Source organism: Streptomyces coeruleoprunus (assembly GCF_039542925.1).
Classification (GTDB): Bacteria; Actinomycetota; Actinomycetes; order Streptomycetales; family Streptomycetaceae; genus Streptomyces; species Streptomyces coeruleoprunus.
The window spans coordinates 5,587,595-5,602,391 of sequence record NZ_BAABIT010000001.1; the positions used below are offsets into that span (position 1 = coordinate 5,587,595).

A 14,797-nucleotide genomic window follows, 5' to 3' on the forward strand; every position below is an offset into this window, starting at 1 on the left:
CCCTTCCGCATGACACGCGTCGGCGTCAGTTGTGGCCGAACCTCTTCTGGCGGCCCTTGTGCGCGATGTCCGCGGGGGTCACCTGCGACGCGCGCTGCTCGGCCTGCTGCTCCATCGACTGCTCGCGCGACTGCTGCGCGCCGCGCTCCGCCGCCGACGCCTTCTGACTGCGGTCCTGCTTCTTGTTCTTGGCCATGGTGGTGCCTCCTGGGGGATGTGGGGCCAGGGCCGCTGCCAGACTCACACACCGTTATGAACCGCGCATTTTGGATCATTGCGGTCCGTAGTCGTCGGCGCCGTGTTCGCCAGGACCGTGGTCAGGGCCCGCCGGACGGGCGTACGGTGAGGCGCCACGCCGATGATCGTGCTCCGGCCGTTAACACTCCGGCAGTCGGGCAGACTCGAAGGAAACCCGAAGCAACTTCCGATCCCGAGGTTCCCGAAAGAGGGTGGAACACGTGGACCGCTGCGTCGTTCTGGTGGACGCCGGCTACCTGCTGGGCGCGGCCGCCAGCCTCCTCGCCGGGGAACCGGCCCGCTCACGGATCACCGTCGACCACGCCGCCCTCATCCAGGGACTGCGCGAGCGCGCCGAGGCCGACACGGAACAACCCCTGCTCCGGATCTACTGGTTCGACGGCGCACCCGACCGCGTGCCCCAGCCCGAGCACCGCCGGCTGCGCGTCATGTCCCGCGTGACCGTCCGGCTCGGCGCGCTGACCCGCAGCGACGGCCGCTGGGCACAGAAGGGCGTCGACGCCGCCATGCACGCCGAACTGACCGAACTGGCCAGGAACCGCGCCTGCTCCGACGTCGTGCTCGTCACCGGTGACGGCGATCTGCTGCCCGGCCTGATGTCCGCGAAGGAACACGGCGTCGCCGTCCACCTCTGGGCCGTCCAGGCCGCCGACGGCGACTACAACCAGTCGGAGGACCTGGTCGCCGAGGCCGACGAGCGGCGCGTCCTCGACCGGGCCTGGATCACCCGGGCCGTACGGCCCAAGGACCTCACCGGCCCGTGCGCCCCGCCGCCCGTGCCCCGCCCCGAGATCGCCGCGATCCTCGCCGCCCCGCTCCCCGAGGCGGCGCTCGCCGCAGCCGAACGCGCCGAGGACGCCACGCCCGCCCCCGTACGCAACGGCACCCCCGCCGCCCAGGGCGCCGCGCCCGCCGGCTCCGCCGTGAACGGCACCTCCGCCCATGGCGGGCACGTCAACGGCACGCACGCCGAAGGCACCCCCGAGTCCGCGGGCCCGTCCTCCTCCGGCGCGGGCCGGGCCGTCCCCACCCCCAAGGACCTCGCCGGGCTCCGCGCGCCGGGACACCAGTCCACGCCCGCCTCCCCGCCCGCCCCCGCCAACGCGACCCTGCGCTGGTCCTCCGACCGCGGCTGGATCGACCGCCCCGGCGGCCCTCTCGGCGAACCCCCCGAGACCGCGTCCCTGCCCACTCTCGCCCAGCTCACCAGCGCCGAGCAGCGCTGGGCCGACCGCGAGGAGGACATCACCACGGTCGGCGGCGACCCCTTCGAGGTCGGCCAGGTCTTCGCCCGCCGCTGGATGGAACGGCTCCCCGACCAGGGCCACGTCCAGAAGCTCTCCACCATGTACCCCCGCATCCCGCACCGCATCGACGGCGAACTGCTGCGGTACGCGGCCCGCTTCGGGCTGCTCGCCCACAAGGACGACCAGATCGACGAGCACGACCGGTACGCGATCCGGGCCGGGTTCTGGCGCGAGATCGACGTACGGGCCGCCGCCGAGCACGCGGCGGCCGGCGAGTAGCCCACGGCGTACGGGCGCCCCGGGCGCGGTCCGGTCCGCCCGACCCCTTAGGCTCATCCCTCGTGAGTACGGTGTGCGTGGTGCGGGATCTGGTGAAGACGTACCCCGCCGCGCGCGGCAGGCGCGGAGCGCCCGCCACCCCCGAGGTGCGGGCCACCGACGGGGTCGGCCTGGAGGTGCGGCGCGGCGAGGTCTTCGGACTGCTCGGCCCCAACGGCGCGGGCAAGTCCACCCTCGTACGCCAGCTCACCGGACTGATGCGGCCCGACTCCGGCACCGTCGAGGTGCTCGGCCACGACCTCGTACGCCACCCCGAGCGCGCCGCGCGGCTCATCGGCTACCTCGGCCAGGAGTCCACCGCGCTCGACGAGCTGACCGTCGCCCTGGCCGCCGAGACCACCGGGCGGCTGCGCGGGCTCACCGCCCGCGACGCCCGCGCCGAGCGCGACGCCGTCCTCGACGAACTGGGCCTCGCCGACCTCGCCGGCCGCCCGCTCAAGAAGCTCTCCGGCGGACAGCGCCGGCTCGCCTGCTTCGCCGCGACCCTGGTGGGGGAGCGGCCACTGCTCGTGCTCGACGAGCCGACGACCGGCATGGACCCGGTCGCCCGCCGCGCCGTGTGGGCCGCCGTCGACCGGCGGCGCGCCGAACGGGGGACGACGGTGCTGCTCGTCACCCACAACGTCATCGAGGCCGAGACGGTCCTCGACCGGGTCGCCGTCATGGAGCGGGGACGGGTCATCGCCTGCGACACCCCGGCCGGGCTCAAGGAGCGCGTGGCCGGTGAAGTGCGCGTCGAACTGGTGTGGCGCGAGCGGGCCCCGCTGGACGTGCCCGAGGTGGCCGCGCTGCTCCCCTCCGCCCGCGAGTCCGGGCGCCGGTGGGTGCTGCGGCTCGCACCCGACGAGGCGCGCGCGGCCGTGGCGGCGGTGACGGGCGGCGCGGCCTTCGCCGCGCTCGACGACTTCACGCTGGCCACACCGAGCCTGGAGGACGTGTACCTGGCGCTCGGGGGCGAGGCGAAGGGGCTGGTCAAGGCATGAACGCGGGAGCGGGCCCGTACGTACCCCACGGGAGCGGGCCCCGGATCCGGCGCGGGCACGGGTACGGGGCCCCGGCGGCGTACGGACGTGTGGACAAGGGTGAGGCTGTGGGCAACGACAGGGGTGGCGAACGGTGAGCACTGTGCCCGCGGAGGCCCTGTCGCCGCCCGCCGTCCGCCCGGCCGCCGCCGGGGCGGGGCGGCCCGCCGCGCCGCTCGCGCCCAGCGCGCGGCTGCTGCCGTCGCTCGCCGCGGTCTACCGCGCCCAGCTGTCCCGGGCCCGCGTCGCGCGCATCCCGCTGCTGTTCGTGGCGACCTTCCAGTCGGTCGGGATCATGGTCCTCATGCGGGGCGTCGTCGACGGCGGCGCGGAGGCCCGCGCGGTCGTCGCCGGCTCGTCGGTCCTGGTCGTGGCGTTCGTCGCGCTGAACCTGCTCGCCCAGTACTTCGGCCAGCTCCGGGCCAGCGGCGGGCTCGACCACTACGCCACGCTGCCGGTGCCGCCCGCGGCCGTCGTGCTCGGCGCCGCCGGTGCGTACGCCTCGTTCACCGCGCCCGGCACGGTCGTCACGGCCGTCGTGGGCTCCCTGCTGTTCCAGCTGCCGCTGACGCACCTGTGGGTGCTGGGCGCGGTGGTGCCGCTCGCCGGCGCCGCCCTCGCCGGGCTCGGCGCGGCGCTCGGCCTGCTCGCCCCGCGCCAGGAGCTCGCCACCCTGCTGGGCCAGCTGGGCATGTCGGCGGCGCTGCTGCTGGGCGTCCTGCCCGCCGACCGGATGCCCGGCCCGATCGGCTGGGCGCGGGACCTGCTGCCCTCGACGTACGGCGTGGAGGCGCTGGCCCGGACCTTCGACGACCGACCCGACTGGACGGCCGTCGGCCTGGACCTCGCGGTCTGCGCGGGCGTCGCCGTCGTGTCGCTGGCCGTCGCCACCTGGGCGTACCGGCGGGCGGCGGTCCGCTAGGTCCGCCGGGTCGGCGCAGGTCCGGTGAGGGTCGGCGCAGGTCCGGTGAGGCGGCCCGTCCGGCGGCCTGGCACGATGACAGGGTGACCGCACCCCTGACCCCTCCCCACCAGCCATCGAGTGACGACGTGCCGAACGACCAGACGCCCGGAATGTGGCCGCCCCCGTACCCCTTCGCCAAGGACACGGCGGCCGGGGCGGACGACGGCGACGTGGCGACGGAGGTGCGGCAGGGCGCCGTCGTGCTCCTCGCGGTGGCGATCAGCGGTGTCGCGCTCGGACTGCTGTGGCTGTGGCTGGCGCCGCGCATCCCGCTCGTCTCCGACGGCAAGGCCGTGTTCCTGAAGGACACCGAGGGCGAGGCCGCGGTCGGCGCGGACGGCACCTTCATGCTGCTGGCCCTGGCCTTCGGCGTGGTCAGCGCGCTGGTGGTGTTCCTGGTGCTGCGCCGTGGCGGCATCGGCGTCGTGCTGGGCCTGGCGCTGGGCGGGCTGCTCGGCGCGGTCCTCGGCTGGGGCACCGGGACCCTGCTGGGTCCGACGCACGACGTGGTGGCGCACGCCCGGGCGGTCGGGCCGGGCGTCACGTTCGACGGGCCGCTGAAGCTCCAGGCGTTCGGCGCGCTGCTGGCCTGGCCGATCGCCGCGATGGTCGTCCACACGGCGGTCACCGCCCTGTTCGGGCCCCGGGACCCGGAGCCCGAGTGGGACCTCTCCCCGTACGGGCCGCCGCCCCCGCCGCCGGGGGACAACCGGCCCTGACGGCGGGGAGCGGCCTCGGGCCGTCGCTCAGCCGCGGCCGATCGGCGCGAGCACCGCGCTCGTCAGCGCCGCGAGGTCCGTCGGCGCGAGTTCGACCTCCAGGCCGCGGCGGCCCGCCGAGATGCAGATCGTCTCGTGCCGCGAGGCCGACGAGTCCAGCACCGTGGGCAGCTTCTTGCGCTGCCCGAGCGGGGAGATCCCGCCCCGCACGTACCCGGTGGTCCGCTCGGCCGCCGCGGGGTCGGCCATCGCCGCGCGCTTGCCGCCGACGGCCGCCGCCAGCGCCTTCAGGTCCAGCTGGCCCGCCACCGGCACCACGGCGACGGTCAGCGCGCCGTCGACGTCCGCGACCAGCGTCTTGAACACCCGGTCCGGCGATACGCCGAGGGCCTGCGCGGCCTCGTCGCCGTACGACGGCGACGCCGGGTCGTGGTCGTACGCGTGCAGGGTGAACGGTGTGCCGGCCGCGGTCAGGGCCACCGTCGCCGGAGTGCCCCCGGGCTGCTTCTTCGCCTTCTTCGCCATCCCCTGTCCCTCTTGTCGTCGGTCACCCTGCCGGTCGGGGCTCGTCGGTCGCGCTGTCCGTCGGGGCTGTCCGTCGCCCCTGTCAGCCCCGGCTCGTCGGCGGTCCTGTCCGTCGGGGCTGTCCGTCGCCCCTGCCGGTCGGCGCTCGCCCGTCGCCCCGTCAGTTGGGGCTCGTCGGCGCCCGCGTCAGCTCGACCGCCGGCAGCGACGGAAGGTGCCGCAGCACGGCCGTCTCGGAGCGCAGCACCCGCAGCTCCTCGCGCAGCCGGGTCGCCGTGTCCGGTGCCTGGAGCAGCCGCTGCTTCGCGGGGGTGTCCAGCACCGCCGCCGCGGCCACCAGGTACGACACCACCGACGGGTCGTCGGGCAGCTCCGAGCTGGTGGCCAGCGACCGCTCACGCGCACCCGCCAGCCGCTTCTGGTACGTGCGGAAGGCCCGCAGCACGCCCTCGGCGAGCGCCCCCGCCCCCTCGCCCCGCTCCTCCGGCAGCTCCTCCAGCTCGGCCGTCAGGAACGGGCCGCTCGCGTCGACCGACAGCAGCTTCACCCGCGTCGTACCGGTGGCCAGGACCTCGAAGCTGCCGTCCGCCCGCTCCCTGATGGTCGCCGCGTCCGCGATGCACCCCACGCGGTGGAACGCCTGGATCGGGTCGGGCCCGAAGCCGGCCGCGGGGCCCTTCTCCGGCAGCGCGGTCTGGTCGGGCAGTCCCGGCGCGGTCGGCGCGACCTCGCGCCCGTCGCGGATCGCGACGACGGCGAAGCGGCGCGGCTGGGACTCGTCGGTCTTCAACAGCTCGCGCATCATGGCGCGATAACGCTCCTCGAAGACGTTCAACGGCAGCACGAGGCCGGGGAAAAGCACCGCGTTCAGCGGAAAGAGGGGCAGGCTAGCGGTGGTCACAGCGGTCAAGCGTAATGGTCACCCGGCCGGCCGCGTCCGGCCCGTCCGCGCAGCGGGACCAGGGCCCCGGCCACTTCACGGCGCACCCGCTGGCGCGCGTCGAGGAAGCCGCCCAGCGGATCGCCCGGGCCGAGCGACCACGGGAACGACGTCGCGCACGGGCCGATGAGCCGGAACTGCTCCAGCGCGGCCGTCCAACGGCCCCGCGCCACCAGCACGTACGCGAGGGTGTTGCGCATTTCCGCGGGCCACGGGTCGCCCGCCCGGTGGCGGGCCGACAGGCCGATCGCCAGGTCCGCCGCCGCGTCCACCCGCGCGTCCGGCACCCGGGCCGCGTCCCCGCTCACCTGCTGGATGAACGCCGCGCGCAGCGGGAGCGTCTGGATCAGCGACCCGGGCCGGGCGTCCAGTGCGGCCTGCTCGGCGAAGTCGAAGCACGCGCGGTGCGAGCCGTACCAGCGGGCCGACAGGTACTCCAGGGCGGACACGTGGCACCCGTAGTGGTGCGCGGCCCGGCGCAGGGCCTGCTCCCACAGCGCGGCGAACACGGTGTGCGGCACGTGCGTGCCCCGCGCGTGGTCCAGCGCCAGCCGCCACGGCACCGGGTCGCGCGGCGCCGCCTCGGCCGCGGCCCGGATCATGGGCTCGACGTCGCGGAGCCGTTCCGCCCGCGCGGGCGACTCCCACGCCCGCTGCACCGCCAGCTGGGCCGCGACGAGCAGCGCGTCGGGATCGCCGGGCGCCTCGGCGAGCCAGCCGGTCAGCCAGGCGTCGCGGCTGCGCGCGAAGGCGGCGAGCCGTACGGCGTACCGGTCGCGGTCCTCCCATTCGGCGGAGCGGCGCGTCGCGGCCATGAGCCGGGCGGCCGGAATGTGATCCCCGAGCGCGGCGGCGACGAGGGCGGGACCCAGCCGCCCGTCCGGGGCGTCGAGCAGCACCGCGTCGTCCGGCGGCAGCCCGTCCGAGGGCTGTACGGCAGGCCGGACCGTGCGGGCGGTACCCAGCAGGGAGCGGAGCAGAGACATCGTGCCGACCATTGAAAACCGCAGGTCGGAGCGGCGCCAGAGGCCGGCTGTGAAGCTTTGGTAGGGGCGGAATGGTTGTGTTGCCGAACGTCAAGACAACGTAAAGAAAACGGCGGGAGGGGCACCGAAGGGGCGGATGGGGAGAACGTTCCGCCTCTCGCGCGGCGCCCGCGCACCGCCGCCCGCCGTCAGCTCCTCCGCAGCAGCCGCGAGGCCCCCGCCGCCACCGTCGTGGCCAGAATCCACCCCAGCAGAATGAGCACCGTCGACACCCACTGCCATATCCCGGACAGCCGCCAATAGCCGTCCTGGCCCAGGTTGATCACCGGCAGCAGCAGATCCAGGGCGTACAGCGCGGCGCTCCACGTCGGATGCTCGTCCCGCTTGATCGCCACCGGATCGTAGTGCGAGAACGCCAGCGTGCCCGCCGCCCACAGCACCGCGATCCACACCGCGGCACGCCCTGGCCGGTACCCGTACGCCACCGTCCAGTCCTGCAGGAAGCCCCACAGCTTCGCCGCCAGCGGCAGTGTCTCGCGCCGCCTGCGCTGCTTGGCCAGCAGCACCTCCCGGGCGTCCGCGTCCTCGCCGCTGCTGCGCAGCACCGCCGCCAGCCGTTCGTACGGCTCCGGGCCGTACTCCGGTGTCGCCGCCGCCACCCACTCCAGACGCCGGGTCAACGGGAAGTGCCCGTACGGCACCAGGTTCTCGTAGACGAAACCGCTCATGGCGAGACCGCCGGGCCCCGGCCAGCTGATCGACTGGTCGACCAGCGTGACGACCTTCGCGCCGTTCAGCACCACCCGGCCCTCCTCGGGCCGCTCGCAGTTGAAGCGCAGCTCCGGCGTGACGATGCGGCGCATCGACACCTCCTCCTTGCGCGCCGACGACAGCAGGAAGCGCGCATGGTGCAGATCGACTGCGTCACCGAAGCGCCCGTCGTCCAGCCGCACCCCGCCGTGGCACTCGAAGGGCTGCATCCGCGTGCCCCGCATCGGCGTGTTCACCTCCGCCACGCCGTACGGAGGTGTCCCGCCCCCCGAATCGCCCGGAGCCATCGAGTCGCTCACCCACGCGTACGTCATGTACAGCGTCCGCTCCACGGTCAGCTGCGGGGCGTTCAGCGCCCGCCGCCCCTCCGCGCCGCGCAGCCGGCTGCCGCGCAGGCTCAGCGACACGCCGACCTTGGCGCCGCGCAGGCTGAACTCGCCGTACGTCTCGATCAGCTCCGCCTGGAGGTCCTGCGCCACCGACATGCCGTCCGCGACGATCGCCCGGCCGCGCCGGTCCGGCTCCACATGGATCTGGCTGATCAGCAGGTCCGTACCGATCTGCGCGTCCGTCAGCCGTATCCCGCGCTCCACCCGGCAGCGCGGCAGGTGCAGGTCGCCCTCCGTGTGCAGGCGGGCCGCCTCCAGCCGCGGGATCGCGCAGCCCACCATGCGCAGCGTGGTGAACCGGGACTCCGGCAGCACCACCTCGTTCTCGAACCGGCAGCCCTGCAGCTCCACGTACGGGGCTATCGTGCCGCCCGCCAGGTCCAGCGTCCCCGTGAGCTGCACCCCGCGCAGCTTCAGCGCCGACACCCGGCCCGCCCGCGCGGGCGGGCCCGACAGCAGCAGCCGCGCCACCACCCGGGCCCGGACACTGCGCGCGGCCGGCCAGGCGTGCGGCGAGAACGGATCGTCCAGCACCGGATGGCCGGCGCTCAGGTCGTACCAGGCGCCGATCCGGAAGGCCTGCCACATCCCCAGCTCGGCGGGGCTGAGGTCCTCGGGCACATCGCCCGGCGCGCCACCGGGCGCGTCGTCGTCGCGCGGCTCGGTCAATGCCGCCCCCTCGCTTTCCCCTGATTCGTACGGCTGTTCTTCCCTCTGTGTGACGGACTGAACGCTAACGGTCAGGTGTGACATCCAGGGGGTGATGTGGCGTGTATCAGCCAGTGATACGGACGTCCGTCGGCGAGAGGCCGTCTGCGAGAATTGACCTGTGATCTCACGAATCGATCTGCGCGGCGACGCCCTCCCGAAGGGCGGCGCGCTCCGCGACCTGCTGCCCCGTGCCGAGTTCGACGTGGAAGCCGCCCTGGAGAAGGTGCGGCCGATCTGCGAGGCCGTGCACCATCGGGGCGACGCGGCGCTGATCGACTACGCGGAGAGGTTCGACGGAGTCACCCTGGACCAGGTGCGCGTTCCGGCCGCGGCCCTGACCCGCGCCCTGGACGAGCTGGACCCCGCCGTACGAGCCGGCCTGGAGGAGTCCATCCGGCGCGCCCGCATCGTCCACCGCGAGCAGCGCCGCTCCCCGCACACCACCCAGGTCGTGCCCGGCGGCACGGTCACCGAGAAGTGGGTGCCGGTCGAGCGCGTCGGCCTGTACGCGCCGGGCGGCCGCTCCGTCTACCCCTCGTCCGTGATCATGAACGCCGTGCCGGCCCAGGAGGCGGGCGTCGCGTCGATCGCCCTCGCCTCCCCGCCGCAGAAGGAGCACAACGGGCTCCCGCACCCGACCATCCTCGCCGCCTGCGCGCTCCTCGGCGTCGACGAGGTGTACGCGGTCGGCGGCGCCCAAGCCGTCGCGATGTTCGCGTACGGCACCGAGACCTGCGCCCCCGCCAACATGGTCACCGGCCCCGGCAACATCTGGGTGGCCGCCGCCAAGCGGTACTTCACCGGACGCATCGGCATCGACACCGAGGCCGGCCCGACCGAGATCGCCGTCCTCGCCGACGCCACCGCCGACCCGGTCCACGTCGCCGCCGACCTGATCAGCCAGGCCGAGCACGACCCGCTCGCCGCCGCCGTCCTCGTCACCGACTCCGTCGAGCTGGCCGACGCCGTCGAGCGCGAGCTGGAGCCGCAGATCGCCGCGACCAAGCACGTCGAGGACCGCATCCTGCCCGCCCTGCGCGGCAAGCAGTCCGCGATCGTCCTGGTCGACGGCATCGACGAGGGCCTGCGCGTGGTCGACGCCTACGGCGCCGAGCACCTGGAGATCCAGACCGCCGACGCCGCCGCCGTCGCACAGCGCGTCCGCAACGCCGGCGCGATCTTCGTCGGCCCCTGGTCGCCGGTCTCCCTCGGCGACTACTGCGCCGGCTCCAACCACGTCCTGCCGACCGGCGGCTGCGCCTGCCACTCCTCCGGCCTGTCCGTCCAGTCGTTCCTGCGCGGCATCCACATCGTCGACTACACGCGCGACGCCCTCGCCGAGGTCACCCACCACGTGGTGACGCTCGCCGAGGCGGAGGACCTGCCCGCGCACGGCGCCGCCATGAAGGCGCGGTTCGAGTGGAAGGTGCCCGGCAAGTGAGCCCCCGCGACGACGTCCGGACCGACGACGTCCGGATCGACGACCTCCCCATCCGGGACGAGCTGCGCGGCAAGTCCCCCTACGGCGCGCCCCAGCTCGACGTACCCGTCCAGCTGAACACCAACGAGAACCCGTACCCGCTGCCCGAGCCGCTCGTCGAGCGCATCGCCGAGCGCGTCCGGGAAGCCGCGCGCGGCCTCAACCGCTACCCCGACCGCGACGCCGTCGAGCTGCGCACCGAGCTGGCCCGCTACCTCACCCGCACCACCGGGTACGAGGTCGGCGCCGCCGACGTCTGGGCCGCCAACGGCTCCAACGAGGTGCTCCAGCAGCTGCTGCAGACCTTCGGCGGCCCCGGCAGGCTCGCCATCGGCTTCGAGCCGTCGTACTCCATGCACGGCCTGATCGCCCGCGGCACCGGCACCGGCTGGATCTCCGGCCCGCGCGGCGAGGACTTCACCATCGACGTGGACGCCGCCGCGCGGGCGATCGCCCGGCACCGGCCCGACGTCGTGTTCATCACCTCGCCCAACAACCCCACGGGCACCGCCGTCGAGGCGGAGACCGTACTGGCGCTGTACGAGGCCGCGCAGGCCGCCAAGCCGTCCCTCGTCGTCGTCGACGAGGCGTACGTCGAATTCAGCCACCGCCCCTCCCTGTTGCCGCTCCTCCAGGGCCGCCCCCACCTGGTGATCTCCCGCACCATGTCGAAGGCGTTCGGCGCGGCCGGCCTGCGCCTCGGCTACCTGGCCGCCCACCCCGCCGTCGTCGACGCCGTCCAGCTGGTCCGCCTGCCGTACCACCTGTCCGCCGTCACGCAGGCCACCGCCCTCGCCGCGCTCGAACACACCGATACGCTGCTCGGGTACGTCGAACAGCTGAAGTCCGAACGGGACCGGCTGGTCGCGGAGCTGCGCGCCATCGGCTACGAGGTCACCGAGTCCGACGCCAACTTCGTGCAGTTCGGCCGCTTCCCGGACGCGCACACGGCCTGGCGGAAGATCCTCGACCGGGGCGTCCTGGTCCGCGACAACGGCGTACCCGGCTGGCTCCGCGTGACGGCCGGCACACCGGAAGAGAACGACGCGTTCCTCGATGCGGTTCGCGCACTGAAGAAGGAGCAGAGCTCATGAGCCGCGTTGGACGGGTCGAGCGCACCACCAAGGAAACCTCCGTAGTCGTCGAGATCGACCTCGACGGCACCGGCAAGGTCGACGTCGCCACCGGCGTCGGCTTCTACGACCACATGCTCGACCAGCTCGGCCGCCACGGCCTGTTCGACCTCACGGTCAAGACCGACGGCGACCTGCACATCGACTCGCACCACACCATCGAGGACACGGCCCTCGCCCTGGGCGCCGCCTTCAAGCAGGCCCTCGGCGACAAGGTCGGCATCTACCGCTTCGGCAACTGCACCGTCCCGCTGGACGAGTCCCTCGCCCAGGTCACCGTCGACCTGTCGGGCCGCCCCTACCTCGTGCACACCGAGCCCGAGAACATGGCGCCGATGATCGGCTCGTACGACACCACGATGACCCGGCACATCCTGGAGTCCTTCGTCGCACAGGCCCAGATCGCGCTGCACGTCCACGTGCCGTACGGGCGCAACGCCCACCACATCGTCGAGTGCCAGTTCAAGGCCCTGGCCCGCGCCCTGCGCTACGCCTCCGAGCGCGACCCGCGCGCCGCCGGCATCCTGCCCTCCACGAAGGGCGCGCTGTGACCGGGCTGTCCACCGTTCTGATCGTCGTCGGCCTCTTCCTGGCCGGCGGCGTCTACTCCTTCACCAAGCAGAAGATGCCCAGGGGACTCATCACCCTGCTGGCCATCGCCTCCGGGATGTGCCTGGTCGCGGGCGTCCTGAGGATCCAGGGAATCTGGGGTTGAGCGGAATGACCACCGCGAAGAAGAAAGTCGTCGTCTTCGACTACGGATTCGGCAACGTCCGCTCCGCCGAGCGGGCCCTCGCGCGCGTCGGCGCGGATGTCGAGATCACCCGTGACTACGACCGGGCCATGAACGCCGACGGGCTCCTCGTCCCCGGCGTCGGCGCGTTCTCCGCCTGCATGACCGGTCTCAAGGAGGCCCGCGGCCACTGGATCATCGACCGCAGGCTCTCCGGCGGCCGCCCCGTCATGGGCATCTGCGTCGGCATGCAGATCCTCTTCGAGCGCGGCATCGAGCACGGCGTGGAGACCGAGGGCCTCGACGAGTGGCCCGGCACCGTCGCCCCGCTCAAGGCGCCCGTCGTCCCCCACATGGGGTGGAACACCGTCGAGGCGCCCGAGGACAGCGAGCTGTTCGCCGGCCTCGACGCCGACGCCCGGTTCTACTTCGTGCACTCCTACGCGGCGCACGACTGGAACCTGGAGACCGCCAACCCCGCCCTGAGCCCGCCCAAGGTCACCTGGGCGACGCACGGCGAGCGGTTCGTCGCCGCCGTGGAGAACGGCGCCCTGTGGGCCACCCAGTTCCACCCGGAGAAGTCCGGCGACACCGGCGCCGAACTGCTCACCAACTGGCTCAACACCTTCTGACCCGCTGACTCCCGCTAGAGGCTAGGACCCGCAGAGATGACCAAGCTCGAACTCCTCCCCGCCGTCGACGTCCGCGACGGCCAGGCCGTCCGGCTCGTCCATGGCGAGTCCGGCACGGAGACGTCCTACGGCTCTCCGCTGGAGGCGGCGCTGGCCTGGCAGCGCGCGGGCGCCGAGTGGCTCCACCTGGTCGACCTCGACGCCGCGTTCGGCACCGGCGACAACCGCGAACTGATCGCCGAGGTCACCAAGGCCATGGACATCAAGGTGGAGCTGTCCGGCGGCATCCGCGACGACGCCTCCCTGGCCGCCGCCCTCGCCACCGGCTGCACCCGCGTCAACCTCGGCACGGCCGCCCTGGAGACCCCCGAGTGGGTCGCCAAGGTCATCGCCGAGCACGGCGACAAGATCGCCGTCGGCCTCGACGTCCGCGGCACCACCCTGCGCGGCCGCGGCTGGACCCGCGACGGCGGCGACCTCTACGAGACGCTGGCCCGCCTCGACTCCGAGGGCTGCGCCCGGTACGTCGTCACCGACATCGCCAAGGACGGCACCCTCCAGGGCCCCAACCTGGACCTGCTGCGCAACGTCTGCGCCCGCACCGACCGGCCCGTCGTCGCCTCCGGCGGCGTCTCCTCGCTGGACGACCTGCGGGCCATCGCCGGGCTCGTCCCGCAGGGCGTGGAGGGCGCCATCGTCGGCAAGGCCCTGTACGCCAAGGCGTTCACCCTCGAAGAGGCCCTGGCGGCGGTGTCCTGATGACGCGGTCCCCGCGCAAGATCGTCACCGGCGCCCCCTGGGAGGAGCAGTTCGGCTACTCGCGCGCGGTGGAGCTGCCGAACGGCCTCGTCCTGGTCTCCGGCTGCACCTCGGTCGTGGACGGCGCCATCGCCGACGGCGGCCCCTACGAGCAGACCGTGAACTCCTTCAACGTGGCCTTCGGCGCGCTGAAGCAACTGGGCCTCGGCCCCGCGGACGTCGTCCGCACCCGTATGTACATCACCCACGCGCGGGACGTGGACGAGGTCGGACGTGCCCACAAGGAGCTGTTCGACGCCGTCCGCCCCGCAGCCTCGATGATCATCGTCTCCGGCTTCGTCGACCCGCGGCTGGTCGTCGAGGTCGAGGTCGAGGCGTACCGGACGAACGGAGGTGCCGCGTCATGAGCCTCGCGGTCCGAGTCATCCCCTGCCTGGACGTGGACAACGGCCGCGTCGTCAAGGGCGTCAACTTCCAGAACCTGCGCGACGCGGGCGACCCCGTCGAGATGGCCAAGCTGTACGACGCCGAGGGCGCCGACGAGCTGACCTTCCTCGACATCACGGCCTCCTCCGGCAACCGCGAGACCACCTACGACGTGGTGCGCCGCACGGCGGAGCAGGTCTTCATCCCGCTGACCGTGGGCGGCGGCGTGCGCTCCGCCGAGGACGTCGACAAGCTGCTGCGCGCCGGCGCGGACAAGGTCGGCGTCAACACGGCCGCCATCGCCCGCCCCGACCTGATCCGCGAGATCGCCGAACGCTTCGGCCGCCAGGTGCTCGTCCTGTCCGTCGACGCCCGCCGCTGCCCCGAGGGCACCACGACGTCCTCCGGCTACGAGGTCACCACCCACGGCGGCCGCCGCGGCACCGGCATCGACGCCGTCGAGTGGGCCCACCGCGCCGCCGAGCTGGGCGCGGGCGAGATCCTGCTCAACTCCATGGACGCCGACGGCACCAAGGACGGCTACGACACGGAGATGATCGCCGCCGTGCGCAAGCACGTCACGGTCCCCGTCATCGCCTCCGGCGGCGCCGGCAAGGCGGCCGACTTCCCGCCCGCCGTCGCGGCCGGCGCGGACGCGGTCCTGGCGGCGTCGGTCTTCCACTTCGGCGACCTGCGCATCGGCGAGGTGAAGGCCACCCTCCGCGAGGCGGGCCACCCCGTCCGCTGACACACCGCGAAAGGC

General features: G+C 73.7%; 17 protein-coding genes. 12 read left to right on the forward strand and 5 right to left on the reverse strand.

Going from position 1 to position 14,797, the window contains the following annotated elements; genetic code table 11:
- Positions 1-25: 25 nt before the first annotated feature.
- The gene (locus tag ABEB09_RS24965) at positions 26-196 is read right to left on the reverse strand and encodes a hypothetical protein (protein ID WP_345692150.1); all 171 of its coding nucleotides are present in this window, start codon (positions 194-196) and stop codon (positions 26-28) included.
- Between the two features lie 253 nt (positions 197-449).
- Between ABEB09_RS24965 and ABEB09_RS24970 the strand changes: the two genes are divergently transcribed.
- The 4 genes from ABEB09_RS24970 to ABEB09_RS24985 all read left to right on the forward strand — a co-directional run bounded on the left by ABEB09_RS24970 (position 450) and on the right by ABEB09_RS24985 (position 4,549).
- Positions 450-1,784 (forward strand): NYN domain-containing protein, encoded by a 1,335-nt coding sequence (locus ABEB09_RS24970; protein WP_345692151.1) that lies wholly within the window; start codon positions 450-452, stop codon positions 1,782-1,784.
- 71 nt (positions 1,785-1,855) lie between these two features.
- Complete coding sequence (locus ABEB09_RS24975; protein WP_345694078.1) at positions 1,856-2,827, forward strand: ABC transporter ATP-binding protein; 972 nt, start codon at positions 1,856-1,858, stop codon at positions 2,825-2,827.
- A gap of 133 nt (positions 2,828-2,960) precedes the next feature.
- Positions 2,961-3,788 carry an ABC transporter permease gene (locus ABEB09_RS24980; RefSeq protein WP_380867896.1) on the forward strand — a complete coding sequence of 276 codons (828 nt, stop codon included), beginning with the start codon at positions 2,961-2,963 and terminating at the stop codon, positions 3,786-3,788.
- An 83-nt stretch (positions 3,789-3,871) separates the two neighbouring features.
- Positions 3,872-4,549: a DUF2567 domain-containing protein gene (locus ABEB09_RS24985; protein ID WP_345692152.1), complete on the forward strand. Its 678-nt coding sequence runs from the start codon at positions 3,872-3,874 to the stop codon at positions 4,547-4,549.
- Positions 4,550-4,576: 27 nt separating this feature from the next.
- Here ABEB09_RS24985 and ybaK read toward each other — a convergent pair whose 3' ends face one another.
- The 4 genes from ybaK to ABEB09_RS25005 form a co-directional block, all read right to left on the reverse strand.
- The gene (ybaK, locus tag ABEB09_RS24990) at positions 4,577-5,074 is read right to left on the reverse strand and encodes a Cys-tRNA(Pro) deacylase (RefSeq protein WP_345692153.1); all 498 of its coding nucleotides are present in this window, start codon (positions 5,072-5,074) and stop codon (positions 4,577-4,579) included.
- A gap of 160 nt (positions 5,075-5,234) precedes the next feature.
- A complete protein-coding gene (locus ABEB09_RS24995) occupies positions 5,235-5,975 on the reverse strand; it encodes an LON peptidase substrate-binding domain-containing protein (RefSeq protein WP_345692154.1) in 741 nt (246 codons plus the stop codon).
- Between the two features lie 5 nt (positions 5,976-5,980).
- Entirely contained in the window at positions 5,981-7,012 is a 1,032-nt protein-coding gene (locus tag ABEB09_RS25000) for a hypothetical protein (protein ID WP_345692155.1), read from the reverse strand.
- A 176-nt stretch (positions 7,013-7,188) separates the two neighbouring features.
- A complete protein-coding gene (locus ABEB09_RS25005; protein WP_380840134.1) occupies positions 7,189-8,829 on the reverse strand; it encodes an oxidoreductase in 1,641 nt (546 codons plus the stop codon).
- A 160-nt stretch (positions 8,830-8,989) separates the two neighbouring features.
- On the opposite strand from ABEB09_RS25005, the gene hisD reads away from it, so the two are divergent.
- Genes hisD through hisF form a run of 8 tightly spaced genes read left to right on the forward strand, consistent with a single transcriptional unit; the run spans position 8,990 to position 14,782 of the window.
- On the forward strand, positions 8,990-10,312 hold the full coding sequence (gene hisD, locus ABEB09_RS25010; RefSeq protein ID WP_345692156.1) for a histidinol dehydrogenase: 1,323 nt from the start codon (positions 8,990-8,992) through the stop codon (positions 10,310-10,312).
- Positions 10,309-11,445 carry a histidinol-phosphate transaminase gene (locus tag ABEB09_RS25015; protein WP_345692157.1) on the forward strand — a complete coding sequence of 379 codons (1,137 nt, stop codon included), beginning with the start codon at positions 10,309-10,311 and terminating at the stop codon, positions 11,443-11,445. Before hisD ends, ABEB09_RS25015 begins: the two co-directional genes overlap by 4 nt.
- Positions 11,442-12,035, forward strand: a complete 594-nt coding sequence (hisB, locus tag ABEB09_RS25020) for an imidazoleglycerol-phosphate dehydratase HisB (RefSeq protein WP_058941846.1) — start codon at positions 11,442-11,444, stop codon at positions 12,033-12,035. The genes ABEB09_RS25015 and hisB overlap by 4 nt, the downstream gene beginning before the upstream one ends.
- On the forward strand, positions 12,032-12,199 hold the full coding sequence (locus tag ABEB09_RS25025) for a hypothetical protein (RefSeq protein WP_345692158.1): 168 nt from the start codon (positions 12,032-12,034) through the stop codon (positions 12,197-12,199). The genes hisB and ABEB09_RS25025 overlap by 4 nt, the downstream gene beginning before the upstream one ends.
- A gap of 5 nt (positions 12,200-12,204) precedes the next feature.
- Positions 12,205-12,849 carry an imidazole glycerol phosphate synthase subunit HisH gene (gene hisH, locus ABEB09_RS25030; protein ID WP_345692159.1) on the forward strand — a complete coding sequence of 215 codons (645 nt, stop codon included), beginning with the start codon at positions 12,205-12,207 and terminating at the stop codon, positions 12,847-12,849.
- Positions 12,850-12,885: 36 nt separating this feature from the next.
- Entirely contained in the window at positions 12,886-13,608 is a 723-nt protein-coding gene (gene priA, locus ABEB09_RS25035) for a bifunctional 1-(5-phosphoribosyl)-5-((5-phosphoribosylamino)methylideneamino)imidazole-4-carboxamide isomerase/phosphoribosylanthranilate isomerase PriA (RefSeq protein WP_345692160.1), read from the forward strand.
- The gene (locus tag ABEB09_RS25040; protein WP_345692161.1) at positions 13,608-14,015 is read left to right on the forward strand and encodes a RidA family protein; all 408 of its coding nucleotides are present in this window, start codon (positions 13,608-13,610) and stop codon (positions 14,013-14,015) included. Before priA ends, ABEB09_RS25040 begins: the two co-directional genes overlap by 1 nt.
- Entirely contained in the window at positions 14,012-14,782 is a 771-nt protein-coding gene (gene hisF, locus ABEB09_RS25045) for an imidazole glycerol phosphate synthase subunit HisF (protein WP_345692162.1), read from the forward strand. The genes ABEB09_RS25040 and hisF overlap by 4 nt, the downstream gene beginning before the upstream one ends.
- Positions 14,783-14,797: the final 15 nt, after the last annotated feature.

Bases quoted from the DNA above. Each gene is read 5' to 3' on its own strand.
- hisH (WP_345692159.1), top strand. From the start codon at position 12,205: ATGACCACCGCGAAGAAGAAAGTCGTCGTCTTCGACTACGGATTCGGC.
- ABEB09_RS25000 (WP_345692155.1), bottom strand. From the start codon at position 7,012: ATGGTCGGCACGATGTCTCTGCTCCGCTCCCTGCTGGGTACCGCCCGC.
- priA (WP_345692160.1), top strand. From the start codon at position 12,886: ATGACCAAGCTCGAACTCCTCCCCGCCGTCGACGTCCGCGACGGCCAG.
- ybaK (WP_345692153.1), bottom strand. From the start codon at position 5,074: ATGGCGAAGAAGGCGAAGAAGCAGCCCGGGGGCACTCCGGCGACGGTG.
- ABEB09_RS24965 (WP_345692150.1), bottom strand. From the start codon at position 196: ATGGCCAAGAACAAGAAGCAGGACCGCAGTCAGAAGGCGTCGGCGGCG.
- ABEB09_RS25040 (WP_345692161.1), top strand. From the start codon at position 13,608: ATGACGCGGTCCCCGCGCAAGATCGTCACCGGCGCCCCCTGGGAGGAG.
- hisF (WP_345692162.1), top strand. From the start codon at position 14,012: ATGAGCCTCGCGGTCCGAGTCATCCCCTGCCTGGACGTGGACAACGGC.
- hisB (WP_058941846.1), top strand. From the start codon at position 11,442: ATGAGCCGCGTTGGACGGGTCGAGCGCACCACCAAGGAAACCTCCGTA.